Below are 21,765 nucleotides of genomic sequence, written 5' to 3'. Positions count from 1 at the left end.
GTCGATTGGTAAAGGTTGTTGCTTAGATCGCTTTGAGCGTGCCTTTTGGCAGCGTGGCGGCGATGGCGCCCTTCTGGAACTTCATTTCGACGGTGTCGGAGACTTCCAGAACCACGAAAGCATCGGAAACCTTGGTGATCTTGCCCGCGATACCGCCGGTGGTCACAACTTCGTCACCTTTCTGCAGACTGCCCAGCAGGTTTTTCTGCTCTTTGGCACGCTTGGCCTGTGGACGCCAGATCATCAGGTAGAAGATGACCAGGAAGCCGACCAGGAAAATCCACTCGAAACCACCGCCCATAGGGCCGGCAGCAGCAGGCGCAGCGGCGTCAGCCATGGCGTTAGAGATAAAAAAGCTCATTTAGCACTCCAGTTGCAAATAGTGAATCTTAGGGTCGGAAAACTCAGTCCAAGGGCGGCACAGGGAGCCCGCGCTTGGCATAGAAGGCATCGACGAAGGCGGCCAATGTACCCTGTTGAATAGCCTCGCGCAAACCAGCCATCAGGACTTGGTAGTGACGCAAATTGTGGATGGTATTCAACATGCTACCCAGCATTTCCCCGCACTTGTCCAGATGGTGCAGATAAGCACGGGAGAAGTTCTGGCAGGTATAGCAGTCACAGGTGGGATCCAGCGGCGAATCATCATGGCGATGGAACGCGTTTCGGATCTTCAGCACGCCTGTATCGATGAACAGATGCCCATTGCGGGCATTGCGGGTTGGCATCACGCAATCGAACATGTCCACACCGCGGCGCACACCCTCTACGAGATCTTCCGGTTTGCCAACGCCCATAAGGTAACGAGGTTTGTCAGCGGGCATCAGGCCCGGCAGGTAATCCAACACCTTGATCATTTCGTGCTTGGGCTCGCCGACCGACAAACCGCCGATGGCCAGGCCGTCGAAACCGATCTTGTCCAGGCCTTCCAGCGAGCGCTTGCGCAGGCTTTCATGCATGCCGCCCTGGACGATGCCGAACAGCGCCGCAGTGTTGTCGCCGTGGGCGTTCTTCGAGCGCTGGGCCCAGCGCAGCGACAATTCCATGGAAACCCGCGCGACGTCTTCGTCAGCCGGGTACGGCGTGCATTCGTCGAAAATCATCACGATGTCGGAGCCCAGGTCGCGCTGGACCTGCATCGACTCTTCCGGGCCCATGAACACTTTGGAACCGTCGACCGGCGAGGCGAAGGTCACGCCCTCCTCCTTGATCTTGCGCATGGCGCCCAGGCTGAACACCTGGAAACCACCCGAGTCAGTGAGGATCGGGCCTTGCCACTTCATGAAGTCATGCAGGTCGCCGTGCTTCTTGATCACTTCCGTGCCCGGGCGCAGCCACAGGTGGAAGGTGTTGCCAAGGATGATTTCGGCACCGGTGGCGACGATATCGCGCGGCAACATGCCTTTGACGGTGCCGTAGGTACCGACCGGCATGAACGCCGGGGTCTCTACCGTACCGCGCGGAAAAGTCAGGCGACCGCGACGGGCTTTGCCGTCAGTGGCCAGCAATTCAAACGACATACGACTCATAGTTGTTCCTCTGGGCCGCGTGGCGCCGGATTACGGGTGATAAACATCGCATCACCGTAGCTGAAAAAACGGTATCCATTGTCGATGGCAGCCTGATAGGCAGCCATGGTTTCCGGATAACCGGCAAATGCCGACACCAGCATCAACAGTGTGGATTCCGGCAAATGGAAGTTGGTCACCAACGCATCGACCACATGAAACGGCCGGCCTGGGTAAATAAAGATATCGGTGTCGCCACTGAACGGCTTGAGCACGCCATCACGCGCCGCGCTTTCGAGGGAACGCACGCTGGTGGTGCCCACGGCAATCACCCGCCCGCCGCGCGCCTTGCACGCGTTGACCGCGTCCACGACGTCCTGGCTGACTTCCAGCCATTCACTGTGCATATGGTGGTCTTCGATGTTATCCACACGCACCGGCTGAAACGTGCCGGCCCCCACGTGCAGGGTCACATACGCGCTCTCGACGCCCTTGGCGGCGATCGCATCCAGCAGCGGCTGGTCGAAATGCAGCCCGGCCGTCGGCGCCGCGACGGCACCGAGGCGCTGGGAATACACCGTCTGATAGCGCTCGCGGTCCGCGTCTTCGTCGGGGCGGTCTATATAAGGAGGCAACGGCATATGGCCGACGCGCTCCAGCAGCGGCAACACTTCCTCGGCAAACTTGAGCTCGAACAACGCATCATGCCGCGCCACCATCTCGGCTTCGCCACCGCCATCGATCAGCAGGGTCGACCCCGGTTTCGGCGACTTGCTGGAGCGCACATGGGCCAGCACGCGATGGCTATCCAGCACCCGCTCCACCAGAATTTCCAGCTTGCCGCCGGAAGCTTTCTGGCCAAACAGCCGCGCCGGAATCACCCGGGTATTGTTGAACACCATCAAATCGCCCGGGCGCAAATGCTCAAGCAAATCAGTGAATTGACGGTGTGCGAGGGCACCGCTGGGCCCGTCCAGGGTCAGCAGTCGACTGGCGCGACGCTCGGCCAACGGGTGGCGGGCGATCAGCGAATCAGGGAGCTCAAAAGTAAAGTCAGCAACGCGCATGATGGGGTTCGTCTAGCAGGGCCGGGAAGTCTAGCGGAAATAGTCAAAATTGACCATGAAACGTGATTGACCAACGGTAATCTCATCTCTATACTTCGCCGCCATTGAGCCCTGATGGCGGAATTGGTAGACGCGGCGGATTCAAAATCCGTTTTCGAAAGAAGTGGGAGTTCGATTCTCCCTCGGGGCACCATCTTAAAAAAAGACCTTGAAATTCAAGGTCTTTTTTTTCGTCTGTCGAAAAGTGGGCAAGCGCGAATTCAGCGTTCACCGCAGCCCCTGTGGGAGCGGGCGTGAACTCGCGATAACCACAGCAGCCACACCGACTACACCCCCGCCTTCGCCATCTCCCCCCGACCGCGATTGACGCCCAACAAAAAGCCGCAACCGGGCGCGGCTTTTTGTGCGTTTTGCGATCCTGCCTTAGAACTTCCAACTGACAGACGCTGTGAAGTTACGCGGGTCGCCATAGTTGCTCTGGCCATACCGCACAGCTTGCAGGTACTTCTGGTTGGTAAGGTTGTCGAGGTTGAGCTGGGTGCTCCAGTGTGGGTCGATATCGTAGTGCGCCATCAGGCCCACCAGTGCGTAACCACTCTGGTTCGCGGCCGGCGTATCGTCGTTCTGGATCTCGCTTTGCCACTTAACCGTGCCGCCGACCTTGACCTTCGGTGCCATCGGCAGTTTGTAGCTCATGGAAGAGGTAAAGGCATGGCGCGGGATGAATTTGCGTCCACGGTCGTTATCCGCATCCGTGATGTACACGTAGGTGTAACCGCCACTGACTTGCAGGCCCGGAGCCAGCTCACCAGAGGCTTCCAGTTCTACACCGTTGCTCTTGTAGGACATGCCCTCATACAAGTAACCCCCCAGGCTGGCATCGTAGCCGGAGTAAGTGGCGACGTTGTCCTGCTTGGTATGGAACACGGCAGCCGAGACGTCCAGCTTGTTGTCCAGCAGATGGCCTTTAATCCCGGCCTCGTAGCTCTTGCCTTCCAGCGGATCGAGCACCTTGCCCTGAGGGTCCAGGTAGTACTGCGGATTGAAGATCTCTGTATAGCTGGCATACAGCGAATACTGCGGCGTCAGATCGTAGACCAGGCCGGCATAAGGTGTAACCTTGCCGTGGACACGCACATTCCGGCCTGAACCGTAGTTTTCGCCATCACTGTCGGCACTGAGCATGCGCGCCCCGGTGATCAGGTGCAGATCGTCGGTGAGGCTGAAGCGCGACCCGGCGTACACACTCTTCTGCCGGTCGGTGTAGTTGGAGGTATCGGCAGCGTTGGCGATGTCGTAAGTAGTGGGCTTGGCAATGGAGCCACTGAGCGCATCCTGCAACGATACCGAGGTGTAGTACGACGACGTGCCGTATAGCGAGGATTCGTTGTTGCGCGAGCGGGCTATGTTGGCGCCCACCGTCAACTGATGTTCACGTCCGCCCAGGGAAAAGGGGCCACTGAAAGACAGATCACCGTCCAGTTCACGGTTCTTGTCCTTGTACTTGGATGCCAGGCCGGTGTAGCCCGTGGAAGAAGTGCTGTCAGCGTAGATGTAGAACATCTCGGTATCTTCCCGGTGCTCCATGGCGGTGAGGGTTAAGCGCGACTTCCAGTCGTTGGCGAAACCGTGCTCCCACTCCGCAAAAGCGCGAGTGGTGTGAACATCCCAGTACACCCAAGGCTGGGCGATGTTGGCGCTGGTACTGCTGTAATGCAGCGACTTGCCACTGGCGTCGGTCAGCGGCAACGCGCCCCAACTGGCACCGTTGGCATTGCTTTTCTGGTCTTCGTAACCAACGGTCAAGGTATCGCTGTCGGTCAGGTCGAATGCCAGCATGCCGCTGAAAATGTTCTTTTCCCGGGAGTAACGATCCAGGTAGGAATTACCCACCTCGTTGGCATAAATCAATCGCCCGCGAACATTGCCCGTTTCGGTCAACGGGCCCGACACGTCGATATCGACCCGGCGCTTGTCCCAGGAACCAGCGCTCAGATCAATCTTGGCCTGAGTCTCGTAAGTCGGACGCTTGCGCACGAAGTTGACCGTTGCCGAGGGATTGCCGCTGCCTGTCATCAGGCCATTGGCACCGTGCAGAATATCCACCTGCTCGTAGGTAGCCATGTCGACATCGCCCACCAGCAGCCCGCCGGTCATCTGCATTCCTACGCCGTCATACTGGAAATTGGTGATATCGAAGCCCCGTGCCGTGAAGTAGGTGCGGTCGGTTTCTACTTTCTGGACGTTCACACCCGGCGTGCTGTCCAGCACATCGCGGACACTGTTGAGTTTGAAATCGTCCATTTGCTCACGCTTGATACTGGTCACGCCTTGCGGGGTTTCCTGGGCCGTGAGGTTCAACCGCGTGGTGCTGCTGTCGGGCTTGGCCTGATAACCCGGCGGTGCATCTTCGGCCGTAGCGCTAATGTTCGTGGAAGGCAGATTCAGAGTGCTGTCATCCGCAAAGGCACTGTTAAGAATACCCAAGGCGATCAACGTGAGGGCTGACGCGGGCAAGGAGGACATTTTGCGCATGAATGGCTAAAACTCCGAAAGGTATAAATGCAAATAATGTTTATTTGCAATTGTTACATTCAGAGTTAACGAAAATCAATTTCATTCAGGTATCAGCTTTGTAGCAAGCCGGATGACGACGACCTTGACTGGATTGAACGGATTTTCGACTGCCTTCGGTTCAATCACAGCAAGGTCGAACACGGGATTCTGGAATCGGCAACCCTTCCACCGCCAGAGCGGCGATGCCAACAGCACGCAAGCCCTCCGAAAGATCAGGTCTCACCACCTCTTACATCCGGTGATGTTCCACCAAAAAGTCCACGAACAAGCGCACCCGCGCCGGCATTGTCGAGCCGCCTACGAACACCGCATGTATCGGTTCCTCGTCGCCGGGGTTCCAGGCTTCCAGCAGCGGTATCAGGTCGCCCCGCTGCAGGTCCTCGTTCACGCTGAACTTGCCGATACGTGCAATGCCGGCACCTACTCGCGCCAGTTGTGCCAGCGCTTCACCGCTGCTGCATTCGATGTTGCCGCTGACCTTCAGGGAAAACTCTTTTGCGTCGCGGATGAACGGCCAGTTGGGCTCGGCACGCCGGAAGTTGAAACGTAGGCAATTGTGCCGTAGCAGGTCTTCCGGTTCCTGGGGGATGCCGTGGCGCTGCAGGTACTCGGGCGATGCCACCACTACCTGGCCGGTGGCGCCGATCCTGCGTGCGGTCAGCGGGCTGTCGGGCAGATGGCCAAAGCGTACCGCCACGTCCGCCTGACCGCCGAGAATGTCGACCACTTCATCGCCGAGGGTGAGGTCGACGACGATATTCGGGTAACGATCGCTGAATGCAGCCACCAAGGGAACGATGGCCAACCGTCCATGACCAAGAGCGGCGCTGACCCGCAATCGGCCTCTTGGAACGCCCTGGTCGGCGATGGCTTCTTCGACCTCGGCTATGTCGGCCAGGATGCGCCGGGCGCCGCGCAGGAAAGCCTCGCCCTCGGCGGTGAAGGTGATCGCTCGGGTGGTGCGCAACATCAGCCGCGTGCCAAGACGTTGCTCAGTGCGCGCGATGATCCGACTGACCGCCGAGGGTGTCAGCCCCAATGCACGCGCAGCGGCCGACAGGCTGCCTTCCTGCGCCACGGTGGCGAACACGCCCATTTCACCTGATCTGCCGTTGAAGTCCATTTGTGCCCCTTACGCAAAGGTGATTGCCAGAAATGCTATCTACCGCCTTAAAAGGCTGGATCGTAGCATTGGCGGCATAGATAAGGAGCCTTCCATGCACATCAATCCACCACTTGTCGCACTTGCCATTGGTGCCTTTGGCATCGGCGTTACCGAGTTCGCCCCCATGGGCATGTTGCCGGGCATTGCTGCGGATCTCGGCGTTTCCATTCCCGCCGCGGGTCTGTTGGTCAGTGCGTACGCTCTGGGTGTACTGCTCGGCGCGCCGCTGATGACGCTCACCACTGGCAGGATTCCCCGGCGCTATCTGCTGATCGGACTCATGGCGATTTTCACCCTGGGTAATCTGATGTCAGCCCTGGCTACCGATTACTACAGCCTTATGGTCGCCAGGGTGGTGACTTCACTCAACCACGGTGCGTTCTTTGGCGTTGGCTCCATCGTCGCCGCCAGCGTGGTGGCCCCGGAAAAACGTGCCGGGGCGGTTGCGGCAATGTTTATGGGCCTGACCTTGGCGACCATCGGCGGTGTACCACTGGCCGCCTGGTTTGGCGAACTCTTCGGTTGGCGCACCGCATTCTGGGGTATTACCGGCCTCGGCGTGGTGTCCATGGCCGCGTTGTGGTTCGCCCTGCCCAACCTGCAGGCACCGCAAAGCGTCGGTGTACTGGCCGAAATTCGGGTACTGGGCCGTGGCCCGGTGCTGGGCGCGTTGGCCCTCACCGTAGTGGGCTCGGGCGCAATGTTTACGGTCTTCACCTACATCGCGCCGATCCTCAGCAGCGAGACCCATGCATCCACCCCCTACATCACCGCCATGCTGGTGCTGTTCGGTGTGGGGCTGACACTGGGCAACATGTGGGGCGGCAAGGCCGCTGACCGCTCGATAGATCGCACCCTGATCGTTTCACTGAGCGTGCTGATTCTCGTCTTGCTCGCGTTCACCGTCCTGATGCGTTGGCCGCTGCCGGCTGCCGTTGCCATCCTGATATGGGGTATCGCCAGTTTCGCGCTGGTGCCGCCGCTACAGATGCGCGTCATGGAGGCTGCCAAGGACGCGCCTAATCTGGCCTCGGCGGTAAACATCGGTGCGTTCAACTTCGGCAACGCAATTGGTGCGGCGCTCGGTGGAGCGGTGATCAATGCCGGGCTGGGTTATCCGGCGATTTCACTGGCAGGAGCGACAATGGCGGGGCTGGGACTGCTGATGGTGTTGGCTTTTGTCTGGCGCTCCAGAACGATTGCAACTGCGGTGGTGTGACCTTGATGTGCAGAGGGGCCGCAATCACCCCATTCCTGACATTGACTACTGATGAAATCAGCACAGTAAATCCGTCAAATGAAGCAACAAAACCTGAGGCGGTTGAGTCGTTTGCATCCCGCCGGTTCAACGGAACTCGAAGAGCTCAAAGTGCAGATTAGCTTTCGGGATCCGGTTGATATCCAACAGTTCCTGCACCTTTGTCAGTAAACCTTTGGGGCCGCAAAAGCTGACGTGAATCTTGTGTGGATTGGTTTGAGCCACCGCTTGACGCAAGGTTTCGGCCAACTGTTCGATGCCACCGACATTACGAACGAATTGTGCCCCACGCATCTGGGTCATGGCTTGCAGCGCCTCGGGCGGAGGGACGGCGCGCGAGGGTGTGAAGCAATAGACCAGAGTCGCTTTTTCAAAGTCTTTTGCGTCTGGGTCTTGCAACCAGGAAATGAACGGCGAAATGCCCACACCTGCGCCGATCCAGATTTCCCGCTCGGCCTGAGAGGCGCGTTTAAAACGTCCGTAAGGGGCATATAGCGTGGCGAACATGCCGATTTTGGCGCACTCGCACAGCTTTTTGGTGTAATCCCCCAGCCCTCTGATGATGAACGCAATCTGCCCATTCGGACCGTTGGCGCTGGCTATCGTGAAGGGGTGTGGCTCCCGCAGGCCCTTTTGCTGCATTGCCAGAAACGCGAACTGCCCAGCGTTGAAGTCAAACCCTTTATGGATCGGCTCCAGTGTCAAATGCAGTGCATCATTTTCTCTGTTCACGGCCGTCACCCGGTACTCGCCGGCACGGGCAACAAATGGATAGAGCACCAGCTTGTAGAGGGCGGCAAGCACACCCAGTCCGCAGAACAGCGTCAACCAGATACCCGCAGGGCTGAGCAGGGTGATCGGCGATTTGAAACTGAGCCAATGCATGATCACGATCAGGAACAACGGGCCGGAGAGCTTGTGCCACCATCGCCATACGCGGTAAGGAATGTTGCGGTTCAGCGCCAGTAGCACTATCAGACCCAGTGCGACATAGCTCAACTGGCGTACCAGTCGCGTCCAGTATTTGGGCAATTCCAGGATAGGCACGCTGTTCCAGACATCCAGATTCGCCTTGAATACAAAATGATATGAGGCAAATACCAGAGCCCATATGCCTAGCCATTTATGTGACTCATAGACGCGATCCAGGCCGCCAAAAAGACTCTCGACCACACCCCAGCGACTGGCCAGCAGGCAGGAAGCGGCCATGTAAACCAGTGCGCAAGTCCCGAGTATCAGGCTAAGGGTTGCCGACGTCAGCCACGTATCGACAGGTATATCTATCAGCAGCATTACTGTCGTAATCAGCAAGATTCCGAGTATGCAGTGCGACGCTTTCAACGCGAATGCTCCAATCACTAATTCGGTGTTGCAAGACTGAAATCTCACCTTCCTTGGAAGTTTCAGGGGCCTCAGACCTTAGCAGAACGCTGAAATAGGCATATGACCTCAGTCATGATCAGGACGAAGCCCCAAATAAGTCCCTCGTACACACCACCACTCGCCATACTTGGCGTTTCTTGATCACTTAAACCAGCACGTTCTCTTTGCTTTTTTGCTGGACAGTAAGGATCAACGTGTATCCCTTACTGCAAAATCCCTGACAACCGCACCCTCAACTTGAAATACAGCCCCTTGTGGGGCTGGCTTGCCCGCGAAAGCGTCAGTCGCAACGCCCTCAAACCACCAGACTAACGACCCCCTGCTTCACCCGCCGCCATCCCCCCATTGGCCAACATCCCACTCGCCAAATCATCCACCACCGGCTTCGCCATCTCCCCCAAATAATGCGCCGCCCAGGCATAACGATCCGCGCGGGTGTCCATGGCGGCATCCAACGCCAGCAGTTTTGAGCAGTGCAGCAACTCGGAGGCATGCTCCAACGCATCGCGGATGGGCACGCCGGCATTCACGCGCAACAGAGGGTGGCGATTTGGCTGTTTGCCGCCGGTGGAAAAACCAAAACCCCATCGGTTTTAGAATGTAGCCTGCCTGTTTAGAGGATATTCAACGGATATTCGGTAATCAGGCGCGTCTGCACCAGGTGCCCCCCGGTAGATGCATCGCCATCGTGCAAAGCCTCGCGCAGCCGGAAGGACAGGTTCTTGGCCGGGCCGCTCTGTACTACGTATTTCACTTCGGCGTCGGTTTCGTGTTCCTGGTCGTTGGCACCATAGAACCCGGTGTAGGCCGAATTGCCGGGAGTATGCGTTCCGTCGATACCGGAACCGCGGATATGACGGGCCATGAAGCTCAGGCCAGGGACGCCAAAGGCGCTCATGTCCAGGTCATAGCGCATCTGCCAGGACCTCTCGCCCGGGCCGTTGAAGTCGGAGTACTGCACCGAGTCAGCGAGGTTGATTGAGTTTCCGTAGCGGCCGGCACCGACGCCGGCGTTGGTCCCTCCAAAGCCGACATAGTCGAATGGCTCGTCACCATCAACCTTCTGTCCGGCCAGGGTGAAGGTCTGCGCGCCCACGGTGTAGGCCGCCGCCAGCGAGGCTGCAGTGGTGTCGATGGTCCCGGCCTTGGCGCTGCCGTCGTCCAGTGTGCGATAGAGGTTGAAGTCCAGCGCGACGGATTGGTCAGTGGTCAGTGGATGAACAAGGTTCAAGTTGACGTAGTACTGATTCCAGACGTCTTCCAGGTGCGCTCCGTACAGCGACGCGGTGAATTCCTTGCTGAACTGGTACTTGCCCCCCGCGAAGCTGGCCGACGCGGCTCCCACACCAGCATAGCTGGCGAGAATGTCGCCGCTGCGCGAGGTGGTGGTGTTACCGGTACCTGAGGTGTAATGGCCGGCCTCTAGGTTCAGGCCGGTGATCTCATGGCTGTCGATCTGGAAGCCCGATGCAGTCTGCGGTATCAGGTAGTTATCGGCAGTGGCAAACACTGGCGACGTGGGCTGCAAGTCGCCGATCTTGAGCGTGGTGTTGGAAACACGGAATTTAATGTCACCACCGACCTTCGCATAGCCTCGATCCGGATTGCCATTGACGTCGGATGGAATGGTCGGGCCACCGGCACGGTCGGTGTTCCCGTCGATACGCAGCGCCAGGTCGGCAAACGCATCGATGCCGATGCCAACGGTGCCTTGGGTGAAGCCCGAACTGTAGGTCGCCATCAGCGCCTGGCTCCAGTCACGGGTATGGCTGCCGCTGCCGTTCTGGTTCCAGAACACGTTGCGGTTGAGAATGTTTAAACTGCTGTCCGCGACAAAACCCTTGGAGTCGGACTGATCGCTTGCATAGCTGATGGCCGGCAAGGCAAATGCCAGCGCCACGGCCAAGGTGTTGAGTTGAAGTAGCAGTTGGCGTTTTTTCATTATTTGCTCCAGTGCACGAGTTCGTGTTGGAGCATTAGGGCAACAGCCCAGGCCATCAACAAATGAAACTGGATGAATATTTTGATATCAGACCTGGCTCCTAGACAGGCCGTGTTGTCACTCGAAAGCGGCTGCTTTTGGCCGATTCTGTTGAAAAAGTCGGTTTTCTCAAACTGCCAAAAGACTGATCGGTGAAAGCGCCTCTTTTACGCACGGCTACGTGAAATCTGAGTCTGAATGCCTTTACGGCGATTCAAGATTTCAATCTCATGCGCGTACTTTTCTGCCGTGAAAACCACATCCGACTTTTTCAACAGAATCGGCCGTTTTCCGCCTGCCCTAACCGCCAGAAATCAACCATCAACTACCTACCCGCCAGAAGAAAACCCAACGTTCACGAAAATCGCCCCCGGTAAATACACCCGCCCCCTTTCCCCCTCATTACTCTAGACCGAACACCCTCCCGAACCGGTCATACAGTCAACCGATAGCTAGCCTGCACCAACCCCGAAGGAAAGCTGCAGCTGGATACCAGTTCCAAGTCAATATCCCGCTGGAGGGGCCCGAACAATCGCCTTCCCGATCCGATCAGCACCGGAACAGTGGTAATCACCATATCGGCGACTAACCCATCGCGCAGGAAGGATTGCACCAACTGCCCACCATCGACATAGACACGATGCACGCCTTGCCCATCCAGTTCGGCCATAAGCTCCCCTGGTGCGAGGTGTGAGAAACGCAGCTTGCCCTTCAGTGCCTCGGGCACCGGGGTGCCGGCCAGTTGTTTAGACAGCACCACTACGGGCCGGTCGTAGAACGATGTGTCGAAGGTCCGCACCTTCTCATAGCTTCCTCGCCCCATCACGATCACATCCTTGTCGGCGATGAAGGCGCTGTAGCCATGATCTTCAGTCGGATCATCACGCTGCAAAAGCCAGTCGATGTCGCCATCTGGTCGGGCGATGAAGCCGTCCAGGCTGACGGCGATGAAAACATGTGCTGTGGTCATCAGGACCTCCTCATAGAAGCGCTGTAGCGATTATCAGCTCAGCAAAACCATCAAACTCTTCGCGAAACTGGACGATCCCCAGACCATCACCCCGGCGGCGCCTCGAGCGATGTATGCCGGTTTCAATGTGAAGTGCAGAGTCGCTCAGCGTCTGGACCAATCCGGTACAGGCCCACCCCATCCCCTACTTCACCTGTGCTTCGTCCAACAGCCAATGCGCGAATACCTGAATGGGCGCGCGACTCAGTTCAAGGGGTTCGGGTAACACGAGGCAAAAGGTCTTGGCGACATTCTTCTCCTGTGGCCATGGCGCGACCAGCCGGCCTTGCGCCAGTTCGACTTCCACGTACAGACGCGGTACGAGTGCCACGCCGAGCCCCGCCAGCGCGGCTTCGATCAACATCGCATGCAAATCGTAGCGCGCGCCCATCGCTGCGTTGCTCAGGACAATCCCGGTTTGCTGGGCGTAGCGCTGCCAGGCATCCGGGTTCTGTCGTCGGTGTAAACGCGGCAATGAATCCAGAGCCGTTGCCTGCTCGCCCGGATTCAGCAGGCCAGGGTGACAAACAGGAATCAACACTTCGTTCAACAGGCGGTGCGTGTGCATGCCTGTCCAGGCCGGGTGCTCAAAATGGATGGCGGCATCAAAGCCGCTCCCGGCGAGCACGAACGGCTCCGTACGTTCCGAGAGGTGCACGCAGATATTCGGGTGTTGCTGGCCAAAGCCGGGCAACCGCGGAATTAGCCAGCGCAGGGCAAAGGTTGGGCTGACGGCGATGTCCAGGCTGGCGCCGTCGCTGGGCTGGCCCATCACGTACTGGCTGTCCCTGTCGAGCCGGTCGAGCAGTTCGCGCACTTGGGCCGCGTAGCGCTCACCGTTGGGCAACAGCCGCACGCGGTTGCCAATACGCTCGAATAGCGTGACGCCCAGGAAGGCTTCCAGGCGGCCTATCTGCCGACTGATGGCGCCTTCGGTCAGGGCCAATTCATCGGCGGCCCGGGCGAAACTGCCATGCCGTGCGGCTGTTTCAAAGGCCATCAGGGCGGCGTTACTGGGGAGCTTTCGGCGCATGGGCTTTCCTGGTTCATATCAAGGCCTCCACCGTGATATTTAGTCACTGAAGGGTGCCGAAAAGTCGTTTTATAGGCCATTACCGTGTCACTAGCATGAGGAAACATCAACCCATCAATGAAGTGACCTGATGATTTATACCGTCGAATGCAACTACGCTGAACCCGCCAGCGAAGCTGAGTGGAATGGGTTTTACAGCCTGGAAAAACTGCCCGCGTTGATCTCGGTGAGCGGATTTAGCACCTCACAGCGTTTCAAAGCCTTGAGCGGCGATTGCCCGGCCTACCTGGCCCTGCATTCAGTCGATGCGCTTGCCGTATTGCAGAGCGACGAGTACCGCCAAAAAGGGGGAGGCAATTTTTCCCGTTGGCAGGCGCACATCACTGATTGGAAGCGCAACCTCTATGCCGGGCTGGACCGGGCGGTGGCTGTGGGCGCGGATGAATACCTGTTGATCAGTGAAGAAGGCCCGCAAGCACTGATTGGGTTAGGCCTTACACCCTTCGCGCTGCACGCGGTGGCGTTGGACAACGCCCCTGCACAGCGTTGGCTGGCCAAACTGGCTTGCACGCAGGCAAGGGCCAGCGATCTGCAGGGGCTGAACGTCTATCGCGCAATGACCCGGCAGTTGCGGTCATGAGTGCCGTGGACCTCGACCGCTGGAGACTTCCCAGCCAGCACATCGGCGAGTTTTCAATCACAGCGATCAGCGACGGCTACCTGGGGGCCAGCCTGGATTTTCTCGCCAATATCGCGCCAACGGAGGCGGCCCGGCTGCAATTAGCCGCCGGGATCAGCGAGCCTGCTTCTATCCATATCAATGCTTATCTGGTCCGTGGGCGTGGCCGCACGGTGTTGATCGACGCCGGCGCCGGTGGCTTCAATCAATGGGGCGGGGAGTTGCTGGCCAATCTTGCATTGGCGGGTGTGCAACCCGGCGACATAGACACGATTCTGCTGACCCACGCGCATCCCGACCACATCGGTGGCTTGTTGAACGCCGCAGGAGAAATGGCCTTCGCCAATGCTGAGTTGGTGGTGCACCAGCGAGAGCTAGCGTTCTGGAAAGACGATGGTCACCTTGGCCAGGCCAGTGAACGCGCGCGTAGAAACTTTCTATTTGCACGAAGGGTGTTCGAGCGCTATCGGCAAAATCTGCGCCCGTTCACCGCTAGTGATGTACTGCCGGGCATCAGCGCGATGCCATTGCCTGGGCACACCGCCGGGCATTGTGGCTACCGCTTCGAGTCCGCAGCGGGCAACCTGTTGGTGTGGGGCGATATCGTTCACTTTCCGCAGATTCAGATTGCGCGCCCCGATGTCACGATTGCCTTCGACCAGGACCCGCTGCTGTCGGCGGCCACGCGAACGAGGCTGTTGGATGTTGCCAGTTCAGACAACTTGATGATCGCTGGCATGCACTTGGGCGCGCTCGGTTTTGCCCATATCAAGCGCTCCGGTAACACCTACGCCATTGCTTACGAAACGTGAGCTGATACACCGGATTTCGTTCTATCCACCAATGAGTGCCTGGGGATTTTCACGATCCCGAAGTCCCCTCTGCACTTCTAGTGCCTGATCAATGGTGAGCTGGAGCTCGTCATCGTTCCAGGGTTTGCTGATGTAGCGGAAGATGTACCCGTCGCTGAGCGCTTGCGTGATCATGCTCATATCCGCATAGCCGGTCAGCAAGATATTCATGCATTCCGGATCGCGCTTATACACCTCGCGAAGCAGCGTCGGACCGTCCATGAACGGCATGCGTGCGTCGCAGACGATCAGGTCGATCGCGTGCTGTTCAAAGAGCTTCAGCGCCTGGGCCCCACTCGTGGCCAGAAGCAAGTCGTAAGGTTTTACGCGCAGCAAACGTCGCAGGCTGTTGAGGATGCTTTCTTCATCATCCACCAACATGATGGTGTGGCGTTTTACGCAAGAAGAGAGGGGTTCCATGATCAGCATCCTTCTTCGGCACACGTAGAAAGGGCCTGCTGTTGGGGCTGGCGTAAGGGTAACCACGCGCGGAAGCGGCTCCCCCTGCCCGGCTCACTTTCGACGGTGAGCCTTCCGTGGTGCTTGAGGATGATGCTGTATGACAGCGACAGGCCAAGGCCCGACCCCATGCCCACCGGCTTGGTTGTGAAGAACGGTTCGAATATTCGGTTCTGGATTTCAGGGGGGATGCCATGGCCGTTGTCGGCGATCTCAACAAACACCCCGCCCTCTTCTCGCCCGCTCCTGACGGTGATTTCGCCGTCGGCGCCCACGGCATGGCTCGCGTTGATGAGCAAGTTCATAAAAACCTGATTGATCTGCGAGCCCATGCATTCGATGGGCTCGATATCCCCATAGCACTTGATTACCTGGGCCTTGAACTTGATCTCGTTCCAGATCACGTTGAGGGTACTGTCGAGCCCCTTGTGCAGATCGGCCAACTGCCATTCGTAGCTGTCGACATGGGAAAACTCGCGCAGGTCCCTGACTATGCGAGTGACCCGATCAAGACCGTCGGCCGATTCGACAAGCAGCTCGTCGATGTCCTGACGCATGAATGTGTAATCCATCTTGTCCCGCATGACCGCAAGCTCGGGATGTACATTGGCGTGACTTTCATCGCTCGCCTGTTCATGGGCTTCAAGCAGCGCAAAGATGTCCACCAGGTAACGACGCAGGGTGTTGACGTTGGAGCAAACAAAGCCGATCGGGTTATTGATCTCGTGGGCCACGCCCGCAGCAAGTTGCCCTATCGCCGCCATCTTCTCGGACTGCAGTAACTGCGCCTGCGCATCTTCGAGCCGCGCGATAAGCAGTGCCTGGGCACTCTTTTCTTCTTCCAGCAACTTGTTCAGGTGCGTCAGCTCGAGTTGGCGGGCTGCGGTGTCGGTGGTGTCAGTGATGGCCAGGCCCACGCCCAGACTGCTGCCATCGGCGTCCTGCACGGGGAAGAAGGTGCAGTTCTGATACATGTGCCGGACTAAGCCGCTGATGGGCCGGGTGCTTTCGAAATTGAACAGGTGCGGCCGTTGCTGCCATGACGTGAAAGCAAAATTTTGCAGAGTGACGACGCTGTTGATCTTCTGTCGGGTCCACACCTCCGGCAATTCCGGAAATGCTTCGAACAGCGTACGACCCACAAGTTCTTCAGCGCTGCGACCGCTGTTGATAGACATAAAGTGATTAGAGAACAGCACTTTGCAGTCCTGGTCGACCAGCAGCACGCCCATGTTGATGGCCTTGAGCATCGACTCAAGGGTTTCCCGGGAAATTGCCTTGCTGTCTGTCATGAAAAGGCCCCCTCAAAGCTCGTCCAGCAAACGATCGATGGCCCGAATAACAACGCCTGCGGTACGTTCAGTGATGCAGATCAGCAGGTCGCAGGAGAATTGATGGGACTGAACCTCGAAACGGATTTCCAGCACCATCGCAAGGTGTTCGTTCAGGTCCAATTCATCCAGTGCGTTGCCGGACTCTTCCCTGTGGACCAGAATCGACGGCGCGTCATAACTCACTTGTATCGCCACCTGCTTGGCCAGGCCGCTGATGCAGGCACCGGACAGGATGTTGGTGACATCCAACATCAGTTCTTCCTGCTGCGCGGGGTCGCCGTCGTTATAGCCCAGGAGTTCGGCGAGCTTATCGGCCCCCATCGCGCCAAAGCAAACGAACACCTCGCCGCGTAACTCCCCCAAAAAAGACTGGCGGGTCACGACCATCGAGCTTTGACGAAGATGGTCCGGAATCAACAGGTGGTTCTGTTCCCGGATCAGAGGGTGAATGAAAGGAACCGAGAGCGTCACCATGGTATTGGTCAGCAAGGCCAATCGTTCGGCGGCCTGCCCCATGGCAATATTCATCAGCTCCTGCAAAGCATCACGTTGGTCTTCGGTAAGCGCGGCCAAAGTTTCCATCAAAGCACTCCTATGAAGTGCAAGGCATTGAGCAGGGCTTCAGCCGTAACGGGCTTGGCTACGAATACGGCAGCGCCCAGGTCGATGACTCGTTGCCTGGCCAGGGGTTGGATGTCTGCGCTGATCACCACGACGACCACATTGGCGTCTTCGCGCTTGAGCGCCTCCAGGGTCTGGAAACCGTCCATGACGGGCATAGTGAGGTCGAGAAAAAGCAGATCGACCAAACCGGCGTGATAGGCCTCCATCACCTCGGAGCCATTACAGGCCTGGCGGACATCTTCGGTCAGTGATTCTGGGAGGGCCCGCAAAACCATCTTGCGGGACATGGATGAGTCATCGGCAATTAGAACTTTCATGGTGCACTCCACAGGTATGAAGTGTCCTGCGGCTTCGGTCGAAGCCGGAGAAACTAAGATTTTTTTAAATCTTTTAGTCACTCTAGCCCTACGCATGGCAAAGAGCCATCAGGAAATCCTGATATTGCTTCAATAATTGCCCACTTCACCGACACACCTGAAAAGCGTGTTCGCTTCGATCACACAGCCAACCTCGCGACTCAATCACCCGCACGCAGCCTGCGCCCATCCGGCCCATACAAGGCGTTACCCACCACCGAATTCAAAAACCCGACAATCCGCTGGTTACCCGCCATGCGCAGCCCCAACGCCGCGCCATTCGCCACATTCAGCTCCCGCGCCCGCCGCGCCAGCGCCTGCACTTCCTGCCAGGCCGCTACGCAATCGGCATCCTGCGCCGCCTTCAGCGCCCCTTGCCGCCCGGCGCCATAGCCGAGCCTCAACTGCGCCCCGGAGCGGATCGCTTCCAGTTGCTCCAGTTTCTGCAACGCCGCCTGTTTGCACGCCGTCAGTTCCTGCAGTTTTTCACCGTCGACCTTGGCCTGGGCCAGTGCACGCCGTTCCAGTTCCAGCCAGTCGACCAGTTCGACGATCGCCTGCTGCTGCAATTCCAAGTGTTTGGCCAGACTCATCGGCACCTGCACCTCATCGGTCAGCGTTCATGGGAGGGTTTCGCGCACGCTGGCGGCAAGGCCGTCGAAGATCGAGTCTGCGCTCACCTGGTAGGTGCCGCTGTCGATGGACTGGCGCAGGGCCGCGACTTTGTCCATGTCCACGTCCGACGACGTCTCAACCTGCGAGCTGGCAGTGCTGCTGGAGACTTGCACGCTGTCGTCGACGGTGGCTTCCAGGGGCAGGGTTTCGATGCGCGGGTTGCCGGTGGCTTTGCCGTCGGTGGGCGCCAGGGTGTTGGTCAGGTTTGCACTTATGATTTTCACGTTAGAGGCCTCAATTGGCTGTGGTTGAGGTCACTATCGGCAATCGCGATGGCAAACTTTGACCTTCGATTAAAAATTAATAGCGCAGCAGTAATTCGTTCTGGCCCACCACTTGGGCGCTGAGCAGTTTGCCGTCGTTGCCCATGACCCGTACGGTGCTGCCCAGGCTGCCGTTGTCCAGCGCCTTGCCGTCGCGGCTGATGGTAAACCCCGCGCCCTGGGCTTGCAGGACCACGCGGGCGTTGCGCTCCACCAGCCAACGCTCGCGCACGTGATTCTGGGTGATCACCATGCCCCGGCCGAGGGTGCGGCTGGCCTGGCGGCCGATGATCTGCGAAAGCTCGAACACGCTGCCTTTGGGCAGGCGTTCCAGCGGGCCGCGCTTGAGTTCCAGCATGGGGACCTTGATCACGTCACCGGCGGCGATGCGCTGGCGGCTGACCACATAGTCGCCGACCACGCGCACGCTGACTTGCAGGTAGCCCGCGACTTCGTCCAGGCAGCGCACGCCCACGGCGGCCCGACCGATCACGCTTTGTTCGGGATGCACCAGGTAGGGCCGCGGCGTCGCGCAGGCGGCGATGCGCGCTGCCGGCTGGCCGATGTCCACTGCAACCAACTGCGCACGTGCCGGCAAGCGCGGTGCAAGCAACTCGCGCACCGCGTCCTGCAGGCCGTCGGCCTGGGCCAGGGTGCAACACAACCAGCACATCAAGCCGCCTAATCGCCTTGTCATCACTCAAACCCTCCGCGCTGCCCAGCGCAGAATTCTAGTCGCCCCGCCGCCGAGGCAAGGCCTGAATTGGTCGTCAAATAGCCGCCTGTTTCGGCCTTTGCCGGGACGGCCTTGGGACTAACCTGCGAGCCGTTCATTAATTTGATGCACAGGTCCGCAACCATGATCGACAAGCTCGACAACGAGCTGCGCTTTCAGCAGGACGCAATGAGTTTGCGGGCTGAGCGCCAGCAGGTATTGGCCAATAACATCGCCAACGCCGACACACCCCAGTTCCGCGCGCGGGATTTTGACTTCAGCGCCGAACTGGCCAGTTCCCTGCAAAAGTCCAACACCCAGGGCCGCGGCATGAGCCTGGCCACCACGTCCGACCGCCACCTGCACGCCGACTCCAGCCGCTTCGCCAGCCGTGACTTGCTCTACCGCGTGCCGGACCAGCCGAGCCTGGACGGCAACACCGTGGACATGGACCGTGAGCGCGCGCAGTTCACCGACAACGCCGTGCGCTACCAGGCCAGCCTGACCTTTCTGAGCAGCCGCCTGCAGTCGCTCAAGACCGCCATGCAGTCCGAATAACCCAGGGAAACCACCATGTCGATGTTCAGCATTTTCGATATCGCCGGCTCCGCGCTGAGTGCCCAGTCCCAGCGCATGAACGTAACCGCCAGCAACCTGGCCAACGCCGACACCACCAGCGGCCCGGACAACGAAGCCTACCGGGCGCGGCAGGTGGTGTTCGAATCGCAATACCAGACCGGCAGCAACATCGGCGGCGTGCGCGTCAGCCAGGTGGTCGAGGACGGCTCGCCGATGCGCCAGGAATACCGCCCCGGCGATCCGCTGGCCGACGAGTCGGGCTACGTGACCATGCCCAACGTCGAGCCGGTGGGCGAAATGGTCAACATGATTTCCGCATCGCGCTCCTACCAGGCCAACGTCGAAGTCATGTCCACCAGCAAGGAAATGATGCTGAAAACTTTGACCCTAGGTGAGGCGTAAACCATGACCAGTACGATTTCCAGCTCGGTGTTGTCGACCATGAACAGCACCAGCACCACCGCCGAGAGCAGCACCTCGGCGTCGGACGAATTGCAGGACCAGTTCCTCACGCTGTTGACCACGGAGCTGCAGAACCAGGACCCCACCGACCCGATGGACAACAGCGAGATGGTCACCCAACTGGCGCAGATCAGCACCATCAGCAGCATCGAAGACGTCACCAGCACTCTGGAAGGCATCTCCGGCCAGATCAGCGCCTCCGAAACCCTGCAAGCCTCGGCGCTGGTGGGCAACGGCGTGTTGATCGACGGCAACACGATCCAGGTCGACGACGGCGTCACCACTGCGTTCGGCGTCACCCTGGACAGCGATGCCGACAGCGTCACCGTCACCATCAAAGACAGCAGCGGCACCGTGGTGCGCACCCTGGATGAAGGCGAGATGAGCGCCGGCACCCAGTCGCTGTCGTGGGACGGCCTGCAGGACGACGGCACCACCGCCGCCGACGGCGCCTACACCTTCTCCATCAGCGCCACCAGCGACGACGTCGCCGTGGCCAGCACTGCCCTCAAATACGCGCTGGTCACCGGTGTCACCACCGACAGCAGCAACGCCGTCGCGCTGGACCTGGGCGGCGTCAACGAAAACGTCGCCCTGAGCGACATCAGCCTCGTCCTATAACGAAGGAGAATCACCATGGCTTTTTCCCAAGCGCTCAGTGGCCTGTCGGCAGCGTCCACCGACCTCAACGTGGTCAGCAACAACATTTCCAACTCCCAGACCGTGGGCTTCAAAAGCTCGACCACGCAGTTCGCCGATGTGTACTCCGGCGCCGATGTCGGCCTGGGTACCCAGGTGTCGGGCGTGGTGCAGAACTTCGAGTCCGGCAGCCTGACCACCACCGATAACGACCTGGACCTGGCGATCAACGGTGACGGGTTCTTCACCTTCTCCGACGGCACGCAAACCGTGTACTCGCGCAACGGCCAACTGACCCTGACCGCCGACGGCTACCTGGAAAACGCCGCCGGCGACAAATTGCTGGGGGTCAACGGCGTGATCCAGATCCCCACCACCGGCATGCAAGCCAGCGCCAGCACCGAGCTGGATGCCGAGTTGAACCTGGACGCCAGCAAAAGCGTGATCACTACCGCGTTCAGCCAGACCGACTCGACCACCTACTCCTATTCCACCAGCACGACGCTCTACGATTCCCTGGGCATCAGCCACACCAGCACGCTGTATTTCAGCAAGACCGCCGACAACACCTGGGACGTGCACACCGCCATCGACGGCAACCTGCTGACCGACTCCCAAACCGTCAGCTTCAGTTCCAGCGGCCTGATCACCAGCGGCGCCACCGGCACCTATACCTACGACCCGGCCAACGGCGCGGCGAGCATGTCGCTGACCCTCGACCTGACCGGCACCACCCAGTTCGGCAACGATTCGTCGGTGACCGACATCACCCAGAACGGCTACACCTCCGGCAGCCTGGTGAGCTTCACCATCGATGAAACCGGCACCGTGGTCGCCACTTACTCCAACGACCAGACCAAGAATATCGACCAGATCCAGCTCGCCAGCTTCAGCAACGAAAACGGCCTCCAAGCCAACGGCGACAACACCTGGCTGGCCACCACCGCCTCCGGCCAGGCCCTGCTCGGCGTGGCCAGCAGCGGTTCGCTGGGATCGATCCTGAGCGGCACCACGGAAGATTCCAACGTCGACCTGACCGCCGAACTGGTGAACCTGATCATTGCCCAGCGCAACTTCCAGGCCAATGCCAAGTCGGTGACGGCGCAAAGCGAAGTGCTGCAGCAAGCCGTGAACATCGGTTCCTGACC

At 59.0% G+C, this 21,765-nt stretch carries 23 protein-coding genes, 1 tRNA gene and 1 pseudogene; 8 read left to right on the top strand and 17 right to left on the bottom strand.

Annotated features, from left to right (window positions below):
- Positions 1 to 22: 22 nt before the first annotated feature.
- The 3 genes from yajC to queA are packed head-to-tail and all read right to left on the bottom strand — an operon-like array spanning position 23 to position 2,575.
- Positions 23 to 361 (bottom strand): preprotein translocase subunit YajC, encoded by a 339-nt coding sequence (yajC, locus tag ACLH0J_RS09675; protein WP_003175975.1) that lies wholly within the window; start codon positions 359 to 361, stop codon positions 23 to 25.
- Positions 362 to 404: 43 nt separating this feature from the next.
- Complete coding sequence (tgt, locus tag ACLH0J_RS09670) at positions 405 to 1,520, bottom strand: tRNA guanosine(34) transglycosylase Tgt (RefSeq protein WP_010565220.1); 1,116 nt, start codon at positions 1,518 to 1,520, stop codon at positions 405 to 407.
- Between the two features lie 5 nt (positions 1,521 to 1,525).
- Positions 1,526 to 2,575, bottom strand: coding sequence for a tRNA preQ1(34) S-adenosylmethionine ribosyltransferase-isomerase QueA (gene queA / locus ACLH0J_RS09665; RefSeq protein WP_010565219.1), 1,050 nt, complete (start codon positions 2,573 to 2,575; stop codon positions 1,526 to 1,528).
- Between the two features lie 108 nt (positions 2,576 to 2,683).
- Between queA and ACLH0J_RS09660 the strand changes: the two genes are divergently transcribed.
- A tRNA-Leu gene (locus tag ACLH0J_RS09660) sits at positions 2,684 to 2,768 on the top strand.
- A 230-nt stretch (positions 2,769 to 2,998) separates the two neighbouring features.
- On the opposite strand, the gene ACLH0J_RS09655 is transcribed toward ACLH0J_RS09660, so the two are convergent.
- Together ACLH0J_RS09655 and ACLH0J_RS09650 are read right to left on the bottom strand one after the other, a co-directional pair.
- Positions 2,999 to 5,110, bottom strand: coding sequence for a TonB-dependent siderophore receptor (locus ACLH0J_RS09655; RefSeq protein ID WP_411391791.1), 2,112 nt, complete (start codon positions 5,108 to 5,110; stop codon positions 2,999 to 3,001).
- Positions 5,111 to 5,381: 271 nt separating this feature from the next.
- The gene (locus ACLH0J_RS09650) at positions 5,382 to 6,275 is read right to left on the bottom strand and encodes a LysR family transcriptional regulator (RefSeq protein WP_411391790.1); all 894 of its coding nucleotides are present in this window, start codon (positions 6,273 to 6,275) and stop codon (positions 5,382 to 5,384) included.
- A 94-nt stretch (positions 6,276 to 6,369) separates the two neighbouring features.
- On the opposite strand from ACLH0J_RS09650, the gene ACLH0J_RS09645 reads away from it, so the two are divergent.
- Complete coding sequence (locus tag ACLH0J_RS09645) at positions 6,370 to 7,536, top strand: MFS transporter (RefSeq protein WP_411391789.1); 1,167 nt, start codon at positions 6,370 to 6,372, stop codon at positions 7,534 to 7,536.
- A gap of 126 nt (positions 7,537 to 7,662) precedes the next feature.
- Here the strand turns inward: ACLH0J_RS09645 and ACLH0J_RS09640 are convergent, their stop codons facing one another.
- The 5 genes and pseudogenes from ACLH0J_RS09640 to ACLH0J_RS09620 form a co-directional block, all read right to left on the bottom strand.
- Positions 7,663 to 8,868, bottom strand: coding sequence for a ferric reductase-like transmembrane domain-containing protein (locus ACLH0J_RS09640; protein WP_411391788.1), 1,206 nt, complete (start codon positions 8,866 to 8,868; stop codon positions 7,663 to 7,665).
- Positions 8,869 to 9,266: 398 nt separating this feature from the next.
- Positions 9,267 to 9,533: pseudogene (locus ACLH0J_RS09635) on the bottom strand (DUF3077 domain-containing protein); the annotation flags it as partial.
- A 38-nt stretch (positions 9,534 to 9,571) separates the two neighbouring features.
- The gene (locus tag ACLH0J_RS09630; RefSeq protein ID WP_411391787.1) at positions 9,572 to 10,900 is read right to left on the bottom strand and encodes an OprD family porin; all 1,329 of its coding nucleotides are present in this window, start codon (positions 10,898 to 10,900) and stop codon (positions 9,572 to 9,574) included.
- A gap of 472 nt (positions 10,901 to 11,372) precedes the next feature.
- Positions 11,373 to 11,909: a dihydrofolate reductase family protein gene (locus tag ACLH0J_RS09625; RefSeq protein ID WP_411391786.1), complete on the bottom strand. Its 537-nt coding sequence runs from the start codon at positions 11,907 to 11,909 to the stop codon at positions 11,373 to 11,375.
- Between the two features lie 184 nt (positions 11,910 to 12,093).
- Positions 12,094 to 12,981 carry a LysR substrate-binding domain-containing protein gene (locus ACLH0J_RS09620; RefSeq protein ID WP_411391785.1) on the bottom strand — a complete coding sequence of 296 codons (888 nt, stop codon included), beginning with the start codon at positions 12,979 to 12,981 and terminating at the stop codon, positions 12,094 to 12,096.
- Between the two features lie 130 nt (positions 12,982 to 13,111).
- Between ACLH0J_RS09620 and ACLH0J_RS09615 the strand changes: the two genes are divergently transcribed.
- Both ACLH0J_RS09615 and ACLH0J_RS09610 read left to right on the top strand, forming a co-directional pair.
- Positions 13,112 to 13,621 (top strand): sugar ABC transporter, encoded by a 510-nt coding sequence (locus ACLH0J_RS09615; RefSeq protein WP_411391784.1) that lies wholly within the window; start codon positions 13,112 to 13,114, stop codon positions 13,619 to 13,621.
- Positions 13,618 to 14,472, top strand: coding sequence for an MBL fold metallo-hydrolase (locus ACLH0J_RS09610; protein ID WP_411391783.1), 855 nt, complete (start codon positions 13,618 to 13,620; stop codon positions 14,470 to 14,472). Before ACLH0J_RS09615 ends, ACLH0J_RS09610 begins: the two co-directional genes overlap by 4 nt.
- Before the next feature lie 21 nt (positions 14,473 to 14,493).
- Here ACLH0J_RS09610 and ACLH0J_RS09605 read toward each other — a convergent pair whose 3' ends face one another.
- The 7 genes from ACLH0J_RS09605 to flgA form a co-directional block, all read right to left on the bottom strand.
- A complete protein-coding gene (locus tag ACLH0J_RS09605; protein WP_411391782.1) occupies positions 14,494 to 14,931 on the bottom strand; it encodes a response regulator in 438 nt (145 codons plus the stop codon).
- A gap of 2 nt (positions 14,932 to 14,933) precedes the next feature.
- Positions 14,934 to 16,262: an ATP-binding protein gene (locus tag ACLH0J_RS09600; RefSeq protein ID WP_411391781.1), complete on the bottom strand. Its 1,329-nt coding sequence runs from the start codon at positions 16,260 to 16,262 to the stop codon at positions 14,934 to 14,936.
- Between the two features lie 12 nt (positions 16,263 to 16,274).
- Complete coding sequence (locus ACLH0J_RS09595) at positions 16,275 to 16,886, bottom strand: chemotaxis protein CheC (RefSeq protein WP_411391780.1); 612 nt, start codon at positions 16,884 to 16,886, stop codon at positions 16,275 to 16,277.
- On the bottom strand, positions 16,886 to 17,245 hold the full coding sequence (locus ACLH0J_RS09590) for a response regulator (RefSeq protein WP_411391779.1): 360 nt from the start codon (positions 17,243 to 17,245) through the stop codon (positions 16,886 to 16,888). Before ACLH0J_RS09590 ends, ACLH0J_RS09595 begins: the two co-directional genes overlap by 1 nt.
- Before the next feature lie 200 nt (positions 17,246 to 17,445).
- Positions 17,446 to 17,877: a flagella synthesis protein FlgN gene (locus ACLH0J_RS09585; RefSeq protein WP_411391778.1), complete on the bottom strand. Its 432-nt coding sequence runs from the start codon at positions 17,875 to 17,877 to the stop codon at positions 17,446 to 17,448.
- A gap of 27 nt (positions 17,878 to 17,904) precedes the next feature.
- The gene (gene flgM / locus ACLH0J_RS09580) at positions 17,905 to 18,183 is read right to left on the bottom strand and encodes a flagellar biosynthesis anti-sigma factor FlgM (RefSeq protein ID WP_411391777.1); all 279 of its coding nucleotides are present in this window, start codon (positions 18,181 to 18,183) and stop codon (positions 17,905 to 17,907) included.
- Between the two features lie 76 nt (positions 18,184 to 18,259).
- Positions 18,260 to 18,919, bottom strand: coding sequence for a flagellar basal body P-ring formation chaperone FlgA (gene flgA, locus ACLH0J_RS09575; protein ID WP_411391776.1), 660 nt, complete (start codon positions 18,917 to 18,919; stop codon positions 18,260 to 18,262).
- 162 nt (positions 18,920 to 19,081) lie between these two features.
- On the opposite strand from flgA, the gene flgB reads away from it, so the two are divergent.
- The 4 genes from flgB to flgE are packed head-to-tail and all read left to right on the top strand — an operon-like array spanning position 19,082 to position 21,763.
- On the top strand, positions 19,082 to 19,495 hold the full coding sequence (gene flgB / locus ACLH0J_RS09570; protein WP_411391775.1) for a flagellar basal body rod protein FlgB: 414 nt from the start codon (positions 19,082 to 19,084) through the stop codon (positions 19,493 to 19,495).
- A 15-nt stretch (positions 19,496 to 19,510) separates the two neighbouring features.
- Entirely contained in the window at positions 19,511 to 19,918 is a 408-nt protein-coding gene (flgC, locus tag ACLH0J_RS09565) for a flagellar basal body rod protein FlgC (RefSeq protein WP_010567407.1), read from the top strand.
- Between the two features lie 3 nt (positions 19,919 to 19,921).
- Entirely contained in the window at positions 19,922 to 20,599 is a 678-nt protein-coding gene (locus ACLH0J_RS09560; RefSeq protein WP_411391774.1) for a flagellar hook assembly protein FlgD, read from the top strand.
- Positions 20,600 to 20,614: 15 nt separating this feature from the next.
- Positions 20,615 to 21,763 (top strand): flagellar hook protein FlgE, encoded by a 1,149-nt coding sequence (gene flgE, locus ACLH0J_RS09555; protein WP_411391773.1) that lies wholly within the window; start codon positions 20,615 to 20,617, stop codon positions 21,761 to 21,763.
- Positions 21,764 to 21,765: the final 2 nt, after the last annotated feature.

The sequence above is a fragment of the Pseudomonas sp. MPB23 genome, assembly GCF_046605395.1.
In the GTDB taxonomy this organism is placed as follows: domain Bacteria; phylum Pseudomonadota; class Gammaproteobacteria; order Pseudomonadales; family Pseudomonadaceae; genus Aquipseudomonas.
This window is presented reverse-complemented; position numbering and strand designations above follow the sequence as displayed.

Excerpts from the sequence above, each read along its gene's own strand:
- ACLH0J_RS09620 (WP_411391785.1), bottom strand. The coding sequence starts at position 12,981 with ATGCGCCGAAAGCTCCCCAGTAACGCCGCCCTGATGGCCTTTGAAACA.
- flgB (WP_411391775.1), top strand. The coding sequence starts at position 19,082 with ATGATCGACAAGCTCGACAACGAGCTGCGCTTTCAGCAGGACGCAATG.
- tgt (WP_010565220.1), bottom strand. The coding sequence starts at position 1,520 with ATGTCGTTTGAATTGCTGGCCACTGACGGCAAAGCCCGTCGCGGTCGC.
- ACLH0J_RS09640 (WP_411391788.1), bottom strand. The coding sequence starts at position 8,868 with ATGCTGCTGATAGATATACCTGTCGATACGTGGCTGACGTCGGCAACC.
- ACLH0J_RS09560 (WP_411391774.1), top strand. The coding sequence starts at position 19,922 with ATGACCAGTACGATTTCCAGCTCGGTGTTGTCGACCATGAACAGCACC.
- ACLH0J_RS09590 (WP_411391779.1), bottom strand. The coding sequence starts at position 17,245 with ATGAAAGTTCTAATTGCCGATGACTCATCCATGTCCCGCAAGATGGTT.
- ACLH0J_RS09615 (WP_411391784.1), top strand. The coding sequence starts at position 13,112 with ATGATTTATACCGTCGAATGCAACTACGCTGAACCCGCCAGCGAAGCT.
- ACLH0J_RS09585 (WP_411391778.1), bottom strand. The coding sequence starts at position 17,877 with ATGAGTCTGGCCAAACACTTGGAATTGCAGCAGCAGGCGATCGTCGAA.
- queA (WP_010565219.1), bottom strand. The coding sequence starts at position 2,575 with ATGCGCGTTGCTGACTTTACTTTTGAGCTCCCTGATTCGCTGATCGCC.
- ACLH0J_RS09605 (WP_411391782.1), bottom strand. The coding sequence starts at position 14,931 with ATGGAACCCCTCTCTTCTTGCGTAAAACGCCACACCATCATGTTGGTG.
- ACLH0J_RS09595 (WP_411391780.1), bottom strand. The coding sequence starts at position 16,886 with ATGGAAACTTTGGCCGCGCTTACCGAAGACCAACGTGATGCTTTGCAG.
- ACLH0J_RS09600 (WP_411391781.1), bottom strand. The coding sequence starts at position 16,262 with ATGACAGACAGCAAGGCAATTTCCCGGGAAACCCTTGAGTCGATGCTC.
- flgC (WP_010567407.1), top strand. The coding sequence starts at position 19,511 with ATGTCGATGTTCAGCATTTTCGATATCGCCGGCTCCGCGCTGAGTGCC.
- ACLH0J_RS09630 (WP_411391787.1), bottom strand. The coding sequence starts at position 10,900 with ATGAAAAAACGCCAACTGCTACTTCAACTCAACACCTTGGCCGTGGCG.
- ACLH0J_RS09610 (WP_411391783.1), top strand. The coding sequence starts at position 13,618 with ATGAGTGCCGTGGACCTCGACCGCTGGAGACTTCCCAGCCAGCACATC.
- yajC (WP_003175975.1), bottom strand. The coding sequence starts at position 361 with ATGAGCTTTTTTATCTCTAACGCCATGGCTGACGCCGCTGCGCCTGCT.
- ACLH0J_RS09645 (WP_411391789.1), top strand. The coding sequence starts at position 6,370 with ATGCACATCAATCCACCACTTGTCGCACTTGCCATTGGTGCCTTTGGC.
- flgA (WP_411391776.1), bottom strand. The coding sequence starts at position 18,919 with ATGACAAGGCGATTAGGCGGCTTGATGTGCTGGTTGTGTTGCACCCTG.
- ACLH0J_RS09625 (WP_411391786.1), bottom strand. The coding sequence starts at position 11,909 with ATGACCACAGCACATGTTTTCATCGCCGTCAGCCTGGACGGCTTCATC.
- ACLH0J_RS09650 (WP_411391790.1), bottom strand. The coding sequence starts at position 6,275 with ATGGACTTCAACGGCAGATCAGGTGAAATGGGCGTGTTCGCCACCGTG.
- flgE (WP_411391773.1), top strand. The coding sequence starts at position 20,615 with ATGGCTTTTTCCCAAGCGCTCAGTGGCCTGTCGGCAGCGTCCACCGAC.
- ACLH0J_RS09655 (WP_411391791.1), bottom strand. The coding sequence starts at position 5,110 with ATGCGCAAAATGTCCTCCTTGCCCGCGTCAGCCCTCACGTTGATCGCC.